We start from the raw sequence: 12851 nt of genomic DNA, 5'->3' as shown, positions 1-12851 counted from the left end.
GTCAGCCGTGTGCGGTCCTGCGAGGGGTCAGCCGCGCTGCAGGCGGACCAGCATGGCGCGCAACGGCGCGGTCAGGCGCCACGACCGGCTTCCCAGGACCCGCCCGAGATGCCCCTCGGCGGTCGCCAGCGCCGCGGCCATTGCCGCGGCCTCGGCATGCAGCGCCCGCAGGCTGGCTTCCGCCTCGGCCAGGCGCGTGCCTAGGGCGCCGGCGGACGCCTCGCTCGCCGCAAGGCTCGCCGCGCAAACAGCGAGCGCGTGCTCCTGCGCGGCGAGGCGCGCCGCCTGGTCGCTGGCCTCGGCCCGCAACGCGGCCAGCGCGTCCCGCCCGGTCGCCAGAGCCGCCGCCTGGGCGTCGATCACCGCCTGGCGCTCGGCCAGGGACGCCTCGTGCTCGGCAAGCCGGGCCTGCAGGGCGGCGATGGCCAGCATCTCGTCGGTCTGGCCGCGCTCGGCCTCCCGCACCGGCGCGCCGCCGGCGCCGCCATCCAGGATATTCGCCGCCGGCGCCCGGCCGGCGATGCGGCCGCGGCGGCGCAGCACGCCCGGGCCGGCCTTGCGGAAGACGGCGACGAAGTCGCACCAGCCCTCGGCCCCCTGCTGGCCGATGAAGCTCTCGGCGAGGTCCACCGCCACGCCGCGCGTCGCGGCCCATCGGCAGAGCGCCAGCCCGGCATCCGGGTAGAAGCGCCAGCAATCCAGCGGATACCGGTGCACCGCGTAATTGCTCGGTGCATTCAGGTAGAGCAGCCCGCCGGGCCGCAGGATGCGGACCAGCTCGAGGAAGCTCTCCCAGAAGGCGATGTCGTGCTCGAAGCAGGAGGAGGTGACGGCGACATCGATGCTGGCATCGGCCAGCGGCAGCGGCAGGCCGGGCGCCACCACCACGTCGACACCGGGACCAGGCGCCATGTCCATGCCGACATACCGCACCCCGGGCGGGGCATGGTCGCGCAGCCGGCCGTTGACGTCGTAGCTGCCGAGCTCGGCGACCGAGGCGAAGTCGGGCTGCCAATAGCAGTCGAAGAACAGCCTGGCATGCTCATGGGCGGTGTCGTGCATGCGGTCCCCCTCGGCGGGGGCAGGTATCGCAACCCGGCGAGGCCCTGGCACGCGCCGGAGCGGTCACAACCGGCGGAAGCGCAGTGCCGGATGCGGCTGCGGCAGGTTGCTACCTCCGGAGCAGATCCAGGCGTCCGCGCTGTCGCGCCACCTGCTCTACCGCGCCGCGACGGGGGCTTCCCGCCGGTCCTCCAGGACCCGTGCCATGGACGGCAGCCGGCGCAGGCCCCAGGCCAGCACCGCCAGCGCCAGCAGCATGGCCAGGACGGTCGGCAGCCGCAGCCCCAGCACCTCGCCCAACCCCCCAGCACGAGCGCGCCGAGCGCCGGGCAGGCCCGGGTGATCATGCCCCAGAGGCTGAGCACCCGGCCGCGCATCGCCGGGTCGGCGGCGTTCTGCACCAGGGTCTGGGTGGAGATCCCGTGCACCGACCCGGCGGCGCCCATGATCGCGGCGCAGAGCAGGGCGAAGGGAAAGACGCCGGTCGCGACGAAGCCCACGGTGGCGAGCGCCTGCACCCCGACCGCGCCCACCGCCAGCGCCGTGGTGCCCTCGACCCGGCCGCGATTGGCCACCCAGAGGCCGGAGAACAACGCGCCCACGCCGATGCACGCGGTCAGCATCGCCAGCCCGTCCGGGCCGCGCAGGAAGATGCGCTCGACGAAAGGCGGCAGGATCTCCTGCACCCCGCGCATGAGGACGGAGGCGACGGCGGCGAAGCCGAGCAGCGGGCCGATCCCCGGATGCCGCCCGGCATGGCGGAAGCCGGCGATCGCCTCGGCCCAGACGCTGGCCTCCGGCGCATGGCCGCGGCGCTCGGCGCGGTCGATCCGCAGCAAGGGCATGGTGAAGGTCGCCAGCAGGTAGGCGGCGCAGTTCAGCAGCACCGCGGGGACCACGCCGGCCACCGCGATCAGCGGTCCGGCGATGGCCGGGCCGATGAAGCGGGCGACGTTGAAGCAGAGCAGATTGCAGGCGACCGCCGCCGGCAGGTCGGCGCGCGGCACCAAGCTCGGCATCAGGCTCTGCCGCGCCGGCTGGGAGAAGCTCGAGGCGATGCCGCTGCAGACCTCGAGCGCCAGCAACAGGCCGATGCTCAGCTTGCCGGTGGCGAGCAGCGCCGCGACCATGCCGGCCTGCATGGCGATGGCCGATTGCGCCAGCATGGTCAGCCGCACCCGGTCCATCCGGTCGGCGACCGCCCCGGCGATCGGGCTGAAGACCACCGCCGGCGCCAGGTCGCAGAAGGCGACCATGCCGACCCAGAAGGCGCTGCCCGTCATCTCCCAGGCCAGCCAGGAGATGGCGATGCGGTGCACCCAGAGCCCGGTCCAGGAGATCAGCGACGCCGCGAAAAACAGCCGTGCATCATGGTGCGACAGCGCCCGGCCGAGCGCCCCGAGATTGGCCATGCGCTCAGCCCGCGCCGCGCCGGTGGCGGGGCATGCTCAGCGCTGCGGCGCGGCCCGGGTATTCTCCTGGACGCACTGGTCGGCCAGCCGGTCGCGCTCGAACAGCCGGCCCAGCCGGTCGGTCTCCGCCCGCTGCGAATAGATGCTGGCCTGCGACCCGATGCGGCTGTCCCGCTCGTCCTCCCGCATCAGCTGGCCGCGGTCGCGGGTGACGATGATGCGGTCGGCGTCGCGCCGGCAGGCGGAGGCGACGGCGGCCTGGTCGCGCACCGCCTGGCCCGGGGCCGGGGCGCTGTAGACCTGGCCCGGCGCGGTCGGGACCGCGGCCGGTGCCCCGCCGGCGCCGCCCCGCGGCGGCACGCCGACCGAGGAGATGGCGGGGTCGCGCCCGCCGCCGGCGCAGGCGGCCAGCGCGAGGCCGGCGATCAGCAGCCCCGGCAGGGTCCCGCGCGCGAGGCGGCCGGGGGCGCGGCCGGCGGGGCGGGGCAGGCGGGGCAGCAGGCGGGTCATGGAGCTCTTCTCATGCGATGCGGCGCCGGTCTGCGGCACCTGGCGGGAGTCGGCGCGACAATAGACGCCGAGATCGCCGCTTCGTCGAACCGCGCGCCGGCATCCAGCGGCAGGGTCGCCGCGGCGTCGAGCAGCGCCGGGTGCAGCTCGATCCCCTCCGGCGTCACGTCGAACAACGGCGCGAGCGCCGGGACCCGCGCCAGGATCTCGACCAGCGCCAGCAGCCGCAGGCAGAGCGCGAGGCCCGGCAGGGTCTGCAGCCCGTAGCCCTCGTCGATCGCCTCGGCCCAGCAGCCGGCATCGGCATCGGCGATGGCGATCTCGGTCGCCTCGCCATCCGGCCGGTCGAAGCGCAGCAGCCGGGGCGGTCCCCAGAGCTCGAGCGCCGCGGCGCGGCGCGCCAGGGACCAAGCGGCGAGCAGGTCGCCGGGCGCCACCGGCGGCAGGCGCTCGGGGGGCAGGGGACGGCGTAGGTCAGGGCGCCGGCATGGGTGCGGGCGATACGGATGGGGCCGGGCATCCCCCGAGTGTGGGGATGCGGGAAAGACGGGGAAAGGGTGGTTCCGCCCCCGGTTGCGGCGGCGCGCAGCCGGGGGACCCACGGGACAGCGAGCCGGCTGCCGCCGTCAGGCGATCTGCCAGTCGTTCGAGACCTCGCCCAGCGAGTAGTCGCGGGCCACCGTCAGGCCGTTCATCACCCAGATCTTCACTTCGCTGGCCGGCGCGCCCGGCACCGCCACGTGTCGCCAGAGGATGTCGCTGCGGCCATCGCCGTCGTAGTCGCCGGTCCCGGCGATCTCCCACGCCGTGCCCGGGTTGTAGAGCGATCCGCCGCCGACCACCGTGGTGCCGTTCATCAGCCAGATCCGCGACCCCGCCATCGGCGTGGCGGAACAGGATGTCGGCGCGGCCGTCGCCGTTGAAGTCGCCGGTGCCGGCGACCGACCAGTCCGGCCCCGGGTTGTAGAGGCTGCCGCCGCCGAGGAAGCTGGTGCCGGACATCCGCCAGATCGACAGCCCGCCATCGGTGTTGCGCCAGAGCAGGTCGGCCTTGCCGTCCAGGTCGAAATCGGCGACCGCGGCGAGCGACCAGGCGGCATCGACCGTGGCGATGATGCCGCCGCCGGTGGCCGCCAGGCCGTCCATCTGCCGGAGCGACAGCGTGCGCCAGGTGGCCCCGGCGGCATCGGTAACGACTTCCGAGGCGAGGATGTCGTCGCGGCCGTCGCCATCGAGGTCGCCGGTGCCGGCCACCGCCGCGGCGGCGGCCGGCACCGGAGCCGGCGCCGCGACCGTGCCGGAGCCGACCACCGAGTAGCCGTTCATCAGCCGCATGGCGAGTTCGCCGTCGGCCTTCCGCAGCAGCAGGTCGGCCCGGCCGTCGCCATTGAAGTCGCCGGTCGCGGCGACGCTCCAGGCCGGGCCCGTGCTGGCGAAGGTGTCGCCCGAGGCATAGGCGCCGCCCCGCAGGTGCCATTGCGAGAGCAGGCTGTCGTCGGGCGCGCCGGCGGTGCTGGAGTGCCACAGGATGTCGCTGCGCAGGTCGCCGTCGAAGTCGCGCTTCACCGTGCCGAGCCGATAGGTGATGTCGGCGAAGCGTGCGGCTTCGAGGGAATAGAGGATGTCGGTGCCCTCCGGCCCCGCGATGGTCCAAGTGCCGTCAACATTGCGCTGGATGGTCGAGGAGGCTCGCGCGTAGCTGTAGAAGCCGAGGTCGAAGCCGTCGCCACCGATCAACAGGTCGTTGCCGGCCCCGCCGCTCAGCCGGTCGTCGCCGTTGCTGCCGATCAGGGTGTCGTTGCCGGCGAGGCCGCGTAGGACCGCGTGGTCCGGCCGGGCGATGCCGCTCGCATCCAGCAGGTCGTTGCCGGCGCCGCCCTGGTAAACATATTCAGCCATCCTGCGAGCTCCCCAACCATTCGTTGAATGACGATTGGCTGCAATCCTCGCAGTCTGGCGATCGGCCGGCCAGTGCCCACGATGAAGCCGGACACGGGCGGCATCGCCGGCCCGCGGCGGACCGGCATGCCGGGTGCGCCGCGCCGGGGCGGCAGGGCCTGGCAGAGCGCCTTCCGTTTCGCGGTGACCGGCGCCCTCGGCCCCCGCCCTAGCGCCGGGTCAAGTACCGCCGGTCGCCGGAGGGCGTGTAGTAGAAGGATCTGTTCAGGACGCTGCGGCAGGGCAGGGCCTCGGTGCAGTAGCCGCTGCCCGGCGGGGGCGGGGCCTTCGCCACCGGACCCGGCGGCGGCGCTATCCGGGGGGCGGCGCCGGCTGCGCCATGGCGCCCCCGGCCAGGAGGCTGGCCAGCAGGCCGATCCCCATCATCGTCGTGCATGCGCGCATGCCTCTCCTCTCTCACCCAGGCAGCGAAAGTTCAACGGAGAATTTACAGCGCCTTCCCTATCTTCTTGATCAGCAATGAAGTTCTTGATACGTTCTTTCCCGGCTGGATGGGGGGAGTTACCGATGCTCGACCTGCAGCTGCCCCGGCGCCGAAACCCGGCAGCCTCACGGCACCCGCGGCGCCGCCGCCATGTCCGGCCCGATGGCTTTGTCCGAAAACCGCGCTGCCGCGCCGCGCCCGGTGGATTTGTCCGAAACCTACATCCGGGCTCAACTGGCCGCCGCATTCCGCCCGGGGCTCCGCCATGACCGATCTCGCCGACCTCTCCGCCACCGCCGCCGCGCGCCGGCTTGCCGATGGCAGCCTCACCGCCATGGCTCTGACCGAGGCCCTGCTGGACCGCATCGCCGCGCGCGAGCCGGTGCTGCGCGCCTTCGCGTGGCTGGATCCCGCTTTGGCCCGGCGCCAAGCGGCGGCGCTGGATGCGGCGCGCGCCGCCGGCCGGGCGGCCGGGCCGCTGCATGGGCTGGCGCTCGGCGTGAAGGACGTGCTGGACACGGCCGACCAGCCCTCCCAGTACGGCTCGCCGATCTGGGCCGGGCACCGGCCGCGCGCGGACGCCGCCTGCGTCGCGGCGGCGCGGCGGGCCGGGGCGGTGATCCTCGGCAAGACCGTCACCACCGAATTCGCCACCCGCCATCCCGGCCCGACCGCCAACCCGGCCAATCCGCGCCACACCCCGGGCGGCAGTTCCTCCGGCTCGGCGGCCGGGGCGGCGGCGGGGTATTTCCATGCCGGCTTCGGCACCCAGACCGCCGGCAGCATCATCCGCCCGGCCGCCTATTGCGGCGCGGTGGGCTTCAAGCTCCTCCTACGGCACGCTGCACCGCGCGGGGATGAAGGTGATGAGCAGATCGCTCGACACCATCGGCGTCATCACCCGGACGGTGGGGGACGCTGCCTTCGTCATGGCCGGGCTGACCGGGCGGGGTTACGGCGCGCCGGAGGCGAAGGCGTCGCGGGCGCCGCGCCTCGCGCTCTGCTGGGGGCCGACGGCCGGGGAGGCGAAGCCGGAGACCCGGGCGCTGCTTGAGCGCGTGGCCAAGGCCGCGGCCCGCGCCGGCGCGACGGTCGAGCCGCTCGAGATGACACCCTCCGTGGTCGCCGGCCTCGAGGCGCATGCGCTGGTGATGAACGGCGAGTCGGCCGAGGCGCTGGGCTGGGAGCTGAACACCTCGGCCGCCCAGCTCTCCCCGGTGCTGCGGGAGCGGATGGAGTGGGGCCGCGCCCAGGGTGCGGCGGCGCTGGCGGCGGCCCAGGCGGATTTTGCCGCGGCACGGGCCGCCTTCGCCGATGTCGTGGCGGGCTACGACGCGATCCTGACGCCGAGCGCCCCGGGCGAGGCGCCGGAGGGGCTCGGCTGGACCGGCGACCCGGCCTTCAACTCGCTCTGGACCCTGCTGCATGTCCCCTGCGTGACGGTGCCGGCCGGCACCGGGCCGCAGGGCTTGCCGCTCGGCGTGCAGGTCGTGGCCGGGTTCGGCCAGGATACCGCGGCGCTGGCCTGGGCGGAATGGGTGCGGCAGGCAGCGCTGGAATGAACCGCCGGGTAGGCCGGGGCGGCCTACCGCACCCCGGCGAAGCCCGGCGCCTTCCGCAGCGCGTCCGTGGTGTCGAAGTCGCGCAGCACCGCGTCGTCGGCCATCTCGACCTCGGCCACCCGGTCGGCATGCTTGCCCACCAGGTGCCGGGCGCCGACATCGCCGGTGATGCCCATCATCTCGGGCAGGTACTCCACCGCCCAGAGCATCGAGGTTGCCCTGCTTGCCGCGGAAGGTCGGCATGACGATGGACCGGCCTTCCTCGGGGTCGAAGGCGGCCATGAGCCGGTCGATCATCGGCCCGGCCACCAGTGGCATGTCGCCGAGGCAGATCACCACCCCCTCGATCCCTGGCGGCAGGGCGGCGAGCCCGGCCTTCAGGCTGGCCGACAGTCCCTCGGCATAATCCTCGGCATGGGCGAAGATCACCCCCTTGCCGCCGAGCGCCTCCTCGACCCGCTCCCGCTCGTAGCCGGTCACGACGACCACCGGCCGGGCGCGGGAGGCGAAGGGCATTGTCGACCACCCGCGCCACCATCGGCACGCCCTGGTCGTCGGGCACCAGCAGCTTGTTCAGCGGCGCCATCCGGCGGCTGCGGCCGGCCGCCAGCACCAGGGCGGCGACCTGCCGGCCGCGGCGCGGGGCGGCGGCGGGGTAGGGGTGTTCGCCGCCTCGGCGCGGGGCAGCGGCCGGGTCTCGATCTCCTTCAGCAGCCCGCCGACGCCCATGCCCATGACGTCGCGCGGGGTCACGGCGACGCCGGCGAAGAGCCGCTGCAGAACCCAGTCGATGCCGTTGAGCTTGGGCGACTTGGCGCAGCCGGGCAGGACCAGCGCCGGGATGCTGTCGATATGGCCAAGGCAGATCAGGTTGCCGGGATCGACCGGCATGCCGAAATGGTCGATCGTCCCGCCTGCCCGCACGATGGCGGCCGGGCCGACATCGCGGCGGTCCACCACCGCCGAGGCGCCGGCGACCAGCAGCACCTGCGCGCCCTGGCGCCGCAGCCGGTTCAGCGCATCGGCGATCGGCGCGGTCTCGTGCCGGGTGCGTTCGGGCGGCAGCAAGGTACCGCAGAGCGCCTCGACCCGGCCGCGGGTCGCCTCCACGGCGCCCTCCATCACGCTTTCCTTCTGGCCCGGCAGCTCGCTGAGCACGAGCCCGACCTTCAGCGGCCGGAACGGGTGCAGCGAGAGCGGCGGCGTGCCTTGCCTTGCCATGGCTTCCGCCACTTGCAGCACCGGACCGGGGACGGCGAAGGGAATGACCTTGATGGTCGCCAGCATCTCCTTCGCCGCGACCGGGATGTGCGAGGCGAGCGTCGCAACGGTCAGCGATTCGTCGAGCGCGTTCAGCCGGTTGATGGTCTCGGCCTCGACCACCAGCAGGCCCGGCGTCTCGGCCAGCAGGTTGACCCGGCCGGTCGAGGCGCGGGAGCGCGCCAGCAGCGGGCCCATCAACGCATTGGCCAGGCGGTCCGCGGCCTCATCCTCCGGCACGTCGCCGGGGCTCGAGCCGGGCGGCGATGACGCTGCCATGGCCGCCCTGCTGCAGCGCGGCGATCGCCGCCTGGTCCAGCACCGTGCCCTTCTTCAGCACGCGGCCCTGCAGCCGGATGGTATGTGCGAGGACGGCGCCGCGCGCCTCGTCCAGCGGGGTAGGCCCGAAGATCATGCCGCGGCGGCCGTGGGCGCAGCGGCGCGGGGCCGCCGAGGGCGGCGCCGCGCCGGGCGGCGACGACCTCCGCCAGGATCGACAGTGCGATCTCGGACGCCGTCACCGCCGCGATGTTCAGCCCGACCGGGGCGTGGATCCGGCCCATGGCGGCTTCGGCGTGACCAAGCTCGGCCAGCCGCGCGACACGCTTGGCATGCGTCCGGCGGGAGCCGAGGGCGCCGATGTAGAAGGCGTCCGACTTCAATGCGACGTCGAGCGCCGGGTCGTCCAGCTTCGGGTCGTGGGTCAGCGTCACCACCGCGGTGCGGCTGTCGGGCGCCAACACCACCATGGCGTCGTCGGTCCATTCATGCACCAGGGTGATCCCCGGAAAGCGGTCGGCGGTCGCCCAGGCGCGGCGGGGGTCGACCACCGTCACGGCGAAGCCGGTGGTCTGCGCCATCGGCACCAGGGCCTGGGCGATGTGGACGGCGCCGACCACGATCATCCGCAGGGGCGGGTTGTGCGGGTGGACGAACCAGGCCTCGCCATCCAGGGTCACGTTCTGCGCGGCATCGTCGCGCAGCGCCGCCTGCGCGGTTTCGGCCAGCGCGCCGGGCAGGGCCTTGTCGGGCCAGAGGCATTGCTCGCCGTCACTCAGCCGGGTCAGCAGCGCGACCGGGCGCTTGGCAACCTGGGCCGCCTGCAGCGCGGCGAGTACATCCGGCGTCACGACAGCTTCTCCACGAAGACCTTCAGCTTGCCGCCGCAGGCCAGTCCGACTTCCCATGCCCGTTCATCGGAGAATTCCGAAATCCAGCAACTGCGGCGTGCCGGTCTGCATGGTCTGCTTCGCCACATCGGCCACCGCCCCTCGATGCAGCCGCCGGAGACGCTGCCGGCCAGCTTGCCGGAGGCGCTGACCGCGAGCCGCGAGCCGGCCGGGCGGGGCGAGGAGCCCCAGGTCTCGACAACCGTGGCGAGCGCCACCGTCTCGCCGGCCGCGCGCCAACCCGCCGCGGTCGCCAGCACGTCCTCAGGAATCGCTCATGCCGCCATCCTCCGTTGCGTCCGGTCCCCGGGCTGCGGGCCGCTCAATGTCTCGACCAGCGACCGCAGGCTCTGCAGATTATGCACCGGACGGAACTCGTCCACATGCGGCAGCATCGCCCGGATGCCCTGTGATCTGGGCTGGAAGCCGTCGTACCGCAACAGGGGGTTCAACCAGATCAGCCGGCGGCAGGGATGGCGCAGCCGCTCGGTGGCCTCGGCCAAGCCGCGGGCGCCCTCGCGGTCGAGGCCGTCGGTGATCAGCAGCACCACTGCGCCCTGGCCGAGCACGCGGCGCGACCACTGTCGATTGAACAGCTCGAGCGACTCGCCGATCCGCGTGCCGCCGGACCAGTCCGGCACGATGTGGGAGACCAGCTCGAAGGCGACCTCGGCGTCGCGCGACTTGGAGCTGGCGGGTGACGTTGGTCAGCCGGGTGCCGAACAGGAAGGAATGCACCCGGTCGCGGTCGTTGGTCACGGCGTGCAGGAAATGCAGCAGCACCTGCGCATACCGCGCCATGCTGCCGCTGATGTCGCAGAGCGCGACCAGCGGCGGCGGCCGGGTGACGCGGCGCTTGCGGGCGAGGGTGAGGATCTCGCCGCCTTCGTGCAGGCTGGCGCGGATGGTGGCGCGCAGGTCGACCACGGGGCCCATCGGATCGGGGCGGAAGCGCCTGGTCGGCCGAGCATCGAGCGGCAGGACCAGCTTGCGGATCTCGCGCTTGGCCTCGTTGATCTCGGCGGCCGACATGGCCTCGAAATCCATGGACTGCAGGCGCTCGCGCTCGCTGACCGTCATCGCCACCTCGACCGGCGGCGCCTCCTCCGGCTCGCGCGGCGGCTGCTGGGCGGGCGCCTTCGGCGGGGTCATCGCCTCGGCCACGCGGCGGGAGGAGGGGGGCGGCTTCTGGCGATCCTTGAAGCCGTCCAGCATGGCCATGGCGGCGGCGTTCTTCCCCGCCTCCGGGTCGCGCCAGAACAGCAGGGAAGGCCTGGTCGAAGACGTCGAAATCAGCGTGCCGGCGGACCATCACGCCGCGCAGCGCGGCATGCACCTGGCGGCGGTCGCCGATATCGACGAGCTGCAACGCCTCGGCGGCCGCCAGCGCCTCGGCCGGGCCGACCGGCAGGCCGGCACGGCGCAGCAGGCGGCCGAAGGCGAGCAGGTTGGCGGCGAGCGCGGCGCCCGGCGGGGTGGTGAGCGCGGCGAGGCTGGCGAATTCGCTCATCGGCCCTGCGCTCCGCCGGGCTGCGCCGAAACGCGGGGGCAAAGCCCATGCCGGAGTCCGGGGACCGGCACGGTCCCCGGCGGGGGCGCAGAGGGCAGCGCCCCCGCGGGCTCCGCGTCACGCCGCCGCCTGCTTCGCCTCGGCGACCAGCCTGGCCGCCTCGGCGCCGCGCAGCCTGGCGATGTCGTCCTGGTACTTCAGCAGCACGCCGAGGGTCTCGTCGACCGCCGCCGGCTCCAGCTCCTGCGCGTCGAGCGCGGTCAGCGCCGCGGCCCAGTCGATGGTCTCGGCCACGCCCGGCAGCTTGAAATAGTCGCCGCCGCGCAGCTTCTGCACGAAGGCGACAACCTGGGCCGAGAAGTGCCTCCGGCACGCCCGGCGCGCGGATCTTCAGGATGGCGCGTCTCGCGCGCCGCGTCGGGGTAGTCCACCCAATGGTAGAGGCAGCGCCGGCGGATGGCGTCGTGCACCTCCCGCGTGCGGTTCGAGGTGATGATGACGATCGGCGCCACCGCGGCCTTGATGGTGCCGAGCTCCGGCACGCTGAGCTGGAAGTCGGCGAGGATCTCCAGCAGGAAGGCCTCGAAGGGTTCGTCGGCGCGGTCCAGCTCGTCGATCAGCAGCACCGCCGGGCCGCCTTCCGGCGAGAGCGCCTGCAGCAGCGGGCGCTCCTGCAGGAAGCGGCGGTCGTAGATGCCGCGCTCCAGCGCCTCCCGGTCCTGCACGGTGCCGGTCGCCTCCGCCAGGCGGATGCTCATCAGCTGGCGGGCGTGGTTCCACTCATAGGCCGCGGCCGAGAGGTCGAGGCCGTCATAGCATTGCAGCCGCACCAGCCGACGCGGCAACTCCTTGGCCAGGACCTTGGCGATCTCGGTCTTGCCGGTGCCCGGCTCGCCCTCGAGGAAGAGCGGCCGGCCCATGCGCAGGGCGAGATGGACGGTGGTCGCCAACGCGCGGTCGGCGACATAGCCGCCGGCCGCCAGCAGCCGCTGCGTCGCCTCGACGCTCTCGGGCAGGTCGGTGGCACCGCCCGCGACTGCTTGGGCGGTGACGGTCGTCGGGCGCGGCCGATTCACGCCCTCGCTCGCGCTCGGACGATCGGGCGCGCTCACAGGAACATCAGCGCGAGGATGCCGAGCATCAGCACGCAGCCGGCCCAGGATTGCAGCGGCAGGCCGAAGGGCTCGATCTGCAGCATCAGCCGCAGCGGGCGGATCGCGTTCTCGTCCACCGCGCGGGGGTTCGGCCGATAGACCGGCTTGCCGCCGCCGGCGCTCGGACCCTCGGCGCCGTGCTGGGTGAGCGGACCGGGGGCGTTGACGTCGCCGAGGTACTCGGTGTCGGTCCCGGCGGCGGTGCTGCCATGCGCCGCGGCGGCGACACGGGTGTCGGTCGCGGCGCGATCTCGCCGGGCTGCGCATGGCCGCGCCGGCGGCCATGTTGGCGGCATCCTCCGGCGCGCCCGCCGTCTCGGTGACGAAGCCGCCGGTCGGCGCCGCCGCCTCGGCCATCTCGGGCCGGGCCGCCTCCGGCGCGGCCGGGGTCAGCAGCGCCGCGAAGCGGTCGAAGAACTGGTCGGCCATCTGCTTGGCGGTGCTGTCGATCAGCCGGGCGCCGAGCTGCGCCATCTTGCCGCCGACCTGCGCCTTGACGTTGTACTTCAGCAGCGTCTCGGCGGGCCCGAGCTCCTCGAGCGCCACGTCGGCGCCGCCCTTGGCGAAGCCCATGGCGCCGCCATTGCCCTCACCGGAAATCGTGTAGCTCGCCGGCGGGTTGATGTTCTCGAGCTTCACCTTGCCGCCGAACTTGGCCGACATCGGCCCGAGCTTCACCCCGACCTTCGCGGTGAAGGCGTCATCCGCGGTGCGCTCGACGGACTCGCAGCCGGGGATGGAGGCGCGCAGCGCCTCCGGATCGTTGAGCGCTTCCCAGACTTGCTGCCGCGGCGCGGGGATGCGCCGCTCGCCGGTCATTTCCATGGTC

Annotated in this window: 14 protein-coding genes and 3 pseudogenes; 2 read left to right on the top strand and 15 right to left on the bottom strand. The window is 73.7% G+C overall.

Going from position 1 to position 12851, the window contains the following annotated elements:
* Positions 1–27: 27 nt before the first annotated feature.
* The 6 genes from ACQ86J_RS00790 to ACQ86J_RS00765 form a co-directional block, all read right to left on the bottom strand.
* Entirely contained in the window at positions 28–843 is an 816-nt protein-coding gene (locus ACQ86J_RS00790) for a hypothetical protein (protein ID WP_431272694.1), read from the bottom strand.
* Entirely contained in the window at positions 738–2474 is a 1737-nt protein-coding gene (locus ACQ86J_RS00785) for an MFS transporter (protein ID WP_431269634.1), read from the bottom strand. The genes ACQ86J_RS00790 and ACQ86J_RS00785 overlap by 106 nt, the downstream gene beginning before the upstream one ends.
* 36 nt (positions 2475–2510) lie before the next feature.
* Entirely contained in the window at positions 2511–2984 is a 474-nt protein-coding gene (locus ACQ86J_RS00780; RefSeq protein WP_431269633.1) for a hypothetical protein, read from the bottom strand.
* Complete coding sequence (locus ACQ86J_RS00775; protein WP_431269632.1) at positions 2981–3421, bottom strand: hypothetical protein; 441 nt, start codon at positions 3419–3421, stop codon at positions 2981–2983. Before ACQ86J_RS00775 ends, ACQ86J_RS00780 begins: the two co-directional genes overlap by 4 nt.
* A 37-nt stretch (positions 3422–3458) precedes the next feature.
* Positions 3459–4883: an FG-GAP-like repeat-containing protein gene (locus tag ACQ86J_RS00770; protein WP_431269631.1), complete on the bottom strand. Its 1425-nt coding sequence runs from the start codon at positions 4881–4883 to the stop codon at positions 3459–3461.
* Between the two features lie 208 nt (positions 4884–5091).
* Positions 5092–5217: a hypothetical protein gene (locus tag ACQ86J_RS00765; protein ID WP_431269630.1), complete on the bottom strand. Its 126-nt coding sequence runs from the start codon at positions 5215–5217 to the stop codon at positions 5092–5094.
* A gap of 100 nt (positions 5218–5317) precedes the next feature.
* On the opposite strand from ACQ86J_RS00765, the pseudogene ACQ86J_RS00760 reads away from it, so the two are divergent.
* Together ACQ86J_RS00760 and ACQ86J_RS00755 are read left to right on the top strand one after the other, a co-directional pair.
* Positions 5318–6133: pseudogene (locus tag ACQ86J_RS00760) on the top strand (amidase family protein); the annotation flags it as partial.
* Positions 6134–6233: 100 nt separating this feature from the next.
* A complete protein-coding gene (locus ACQ86J_RS00755; protein ID WP_431269629.1) occupies positions 6234–6929 on the top strand; it encodes an amidase family protein in 696 nt (231 codons plus the stop codon).
* A gap of 23 nt (positions 6930–6952) precedes the next feature.
* Here the strand turns inward: ACQ86J_RS00755 and ACQ86J_RS00750 are convergent, their stop codons facing one another.
* The 9 genes and pseudogenes from ACQ86J_RS00750 to ACQ86J_RS00710 form a co-directional block, all read right to left on the bottom strand.
* Entirely contained in the window at positions 6953–7138 is a 186-nt protein-coding gene (locus ACQ86J_RS00750) for a hypothetical protein (protein ID WP_431269628.1), read from the bottom strand.
* 64 nt (positions 7139–7202) lie between these two features.
* Positions 7203–7445, bottom strand: a pseudogene (locus ACQ86J_RS00745) (nucleotidyltransferase family protein); the annotation flags it as partial.
* A gap of 57 nt (positions 7446–7502) precedes the next feature.
* Positions 7503–8429 carry a molybdopterin-binding protein gene (locus tag ACQ86J_RS00740; RefSeq protein ID WP_431269627.1) on the bottom strand — a complete coding sequence of 309 codons (927 nt, stop codon included), beginning with the start codon at positions 8427–8429 and terminating at the stop codon, positions 7503–7505.
* Positions 8387–9319: an XdhC family protein gene (locus tag ACQ86J_RS00735; protein ID WP_431269626.1), complete on the bottom strand. Its 933-nt coding sequence runs from the start codon at positions 9317–9319 to the stop codon at positions 8387–8389. The genes ACQ86J_RS00740 and ACQ86J_RS00735 overlap by 43 nt, the downstream gene beginning before the upstream one ends.
* Positions 9316–9618, bottom strand: coding sequence for an XdhC family protein (locus tag ACQ86J_RS00730; RefSeq protein WP_431269625.1), 303 nt, complete (start codon positions 9616–9618; stop codon positions 9316–9318). The genes ACQ86J_RS00735 and ACQ86J_RS00730 overlap by 4 nt, the downstream gene beginning before the upstream one ends.
* 15 nt (positions 9619–9633) lie before the next feature.
* Positions 9634–9999, bottom strand: coding sequence for a VWA domain-containing protein (locus tag ACQ86J_RS00725; RefSeq protein WP_431269624.1), 366 nt, complete (start codon positions 9997–9999; stop codon positions 9634–9636).
* Between the two features lie 103 nt (positions 10000–10102).
* A pseudogene (locus ACQ86J_RS00720) lies at positions 10103–10390 on the bottom strand (VWA domain-containing protein); the annotation flags it as partial.
* Between the two features lie 595 nt (positions 10391–10985).
* The gene (locus ACQ86J_RS00715) at positions 10986–11162 is read right to left on the bottom strand and encodes a hypothetical protein (RefSeq protein ID WP_431269623.1); all 177 of its coding nucleotides are present in this window, start codon (positions 11160–11162) and stop codon (positions 10986–10988) included.
* Positions 11129–12847, bottom strand: coding sequence for an SRPBCC domain-containing protein (locus ACQ86J_RS00710; protein WP_431269622.1), 1719 nt, complete (start codon positions 12845–12847; stop codon positions 11129–11131). The genes ACQ86J_RS00715 and ACQ86J_RS00710 overlap by 34 nt, the downstream gene beginning before the upstream one ends.
* Between the last annotated feature and the right edge of the window lie 4 nt (positions 12848–12851).

Source organism: Dankookia sp. P2 (assembly GCF_050632255.1).
GTDB lineage: Bacteria > Pseudomonadota > Alphaproteobacteria > Acetobacterales > Acetobacteraceae > Paracraurococcus.
Note: the sequence above shows the minus strand (reverse complement) of the source record. Positions and strands in the feature narration are given on the sequence as shown.

Excerpts from the sequence above, each read along its gene's own strand:
- ACQ86J_RS00785 (WP_431269634.1), bottom strand. The coding sequence starts at position 2,474 with ATGGCCAATCTCGGGGCGCTCGGCCGGGCGCTGTCGCACCATGATGCA.
- ACQ86J_RS00780 (WP_431269633.1), bottom strand. The coding sequence starts at position 2,984 with ATGACCCGCCTGCTGCCCCGCCTGCCCCGCCCCGCCGGCCGCGCCCCC.
- ACQ86J_RS00770 (WP_431269631.1), bottom strand. The coding sequence starts at position 4,883 with ATGGCTGAATATGTTTACCAGGGCGGCGCCGGCAACGACCTGCTGGAT.
- ACQ86J_RS00755 (WP_431269629.1), top strand. The coding sequence starts at position 6,234 with ATGAGCAGATCGCTCGACACCATCGGCGTCATCACCCGGACGGTGGGG.
- ACQ86J_RS00750 (WP_431269628.1), bottom strand. The coding sequence starts at position 7,138 with ATGCTCTGGGCGGTGGAGTACCTGCCCGAGATGATGGGCATCACCGGC.
- ACQ86J_RS00710 (WP_431269622.1), bottom strand. The coding sequence starts at position 12,847 with ATGGAAATGACCGGCGAGCGGCGCATCCCCGCGCCGCGGCAGCAAGTC.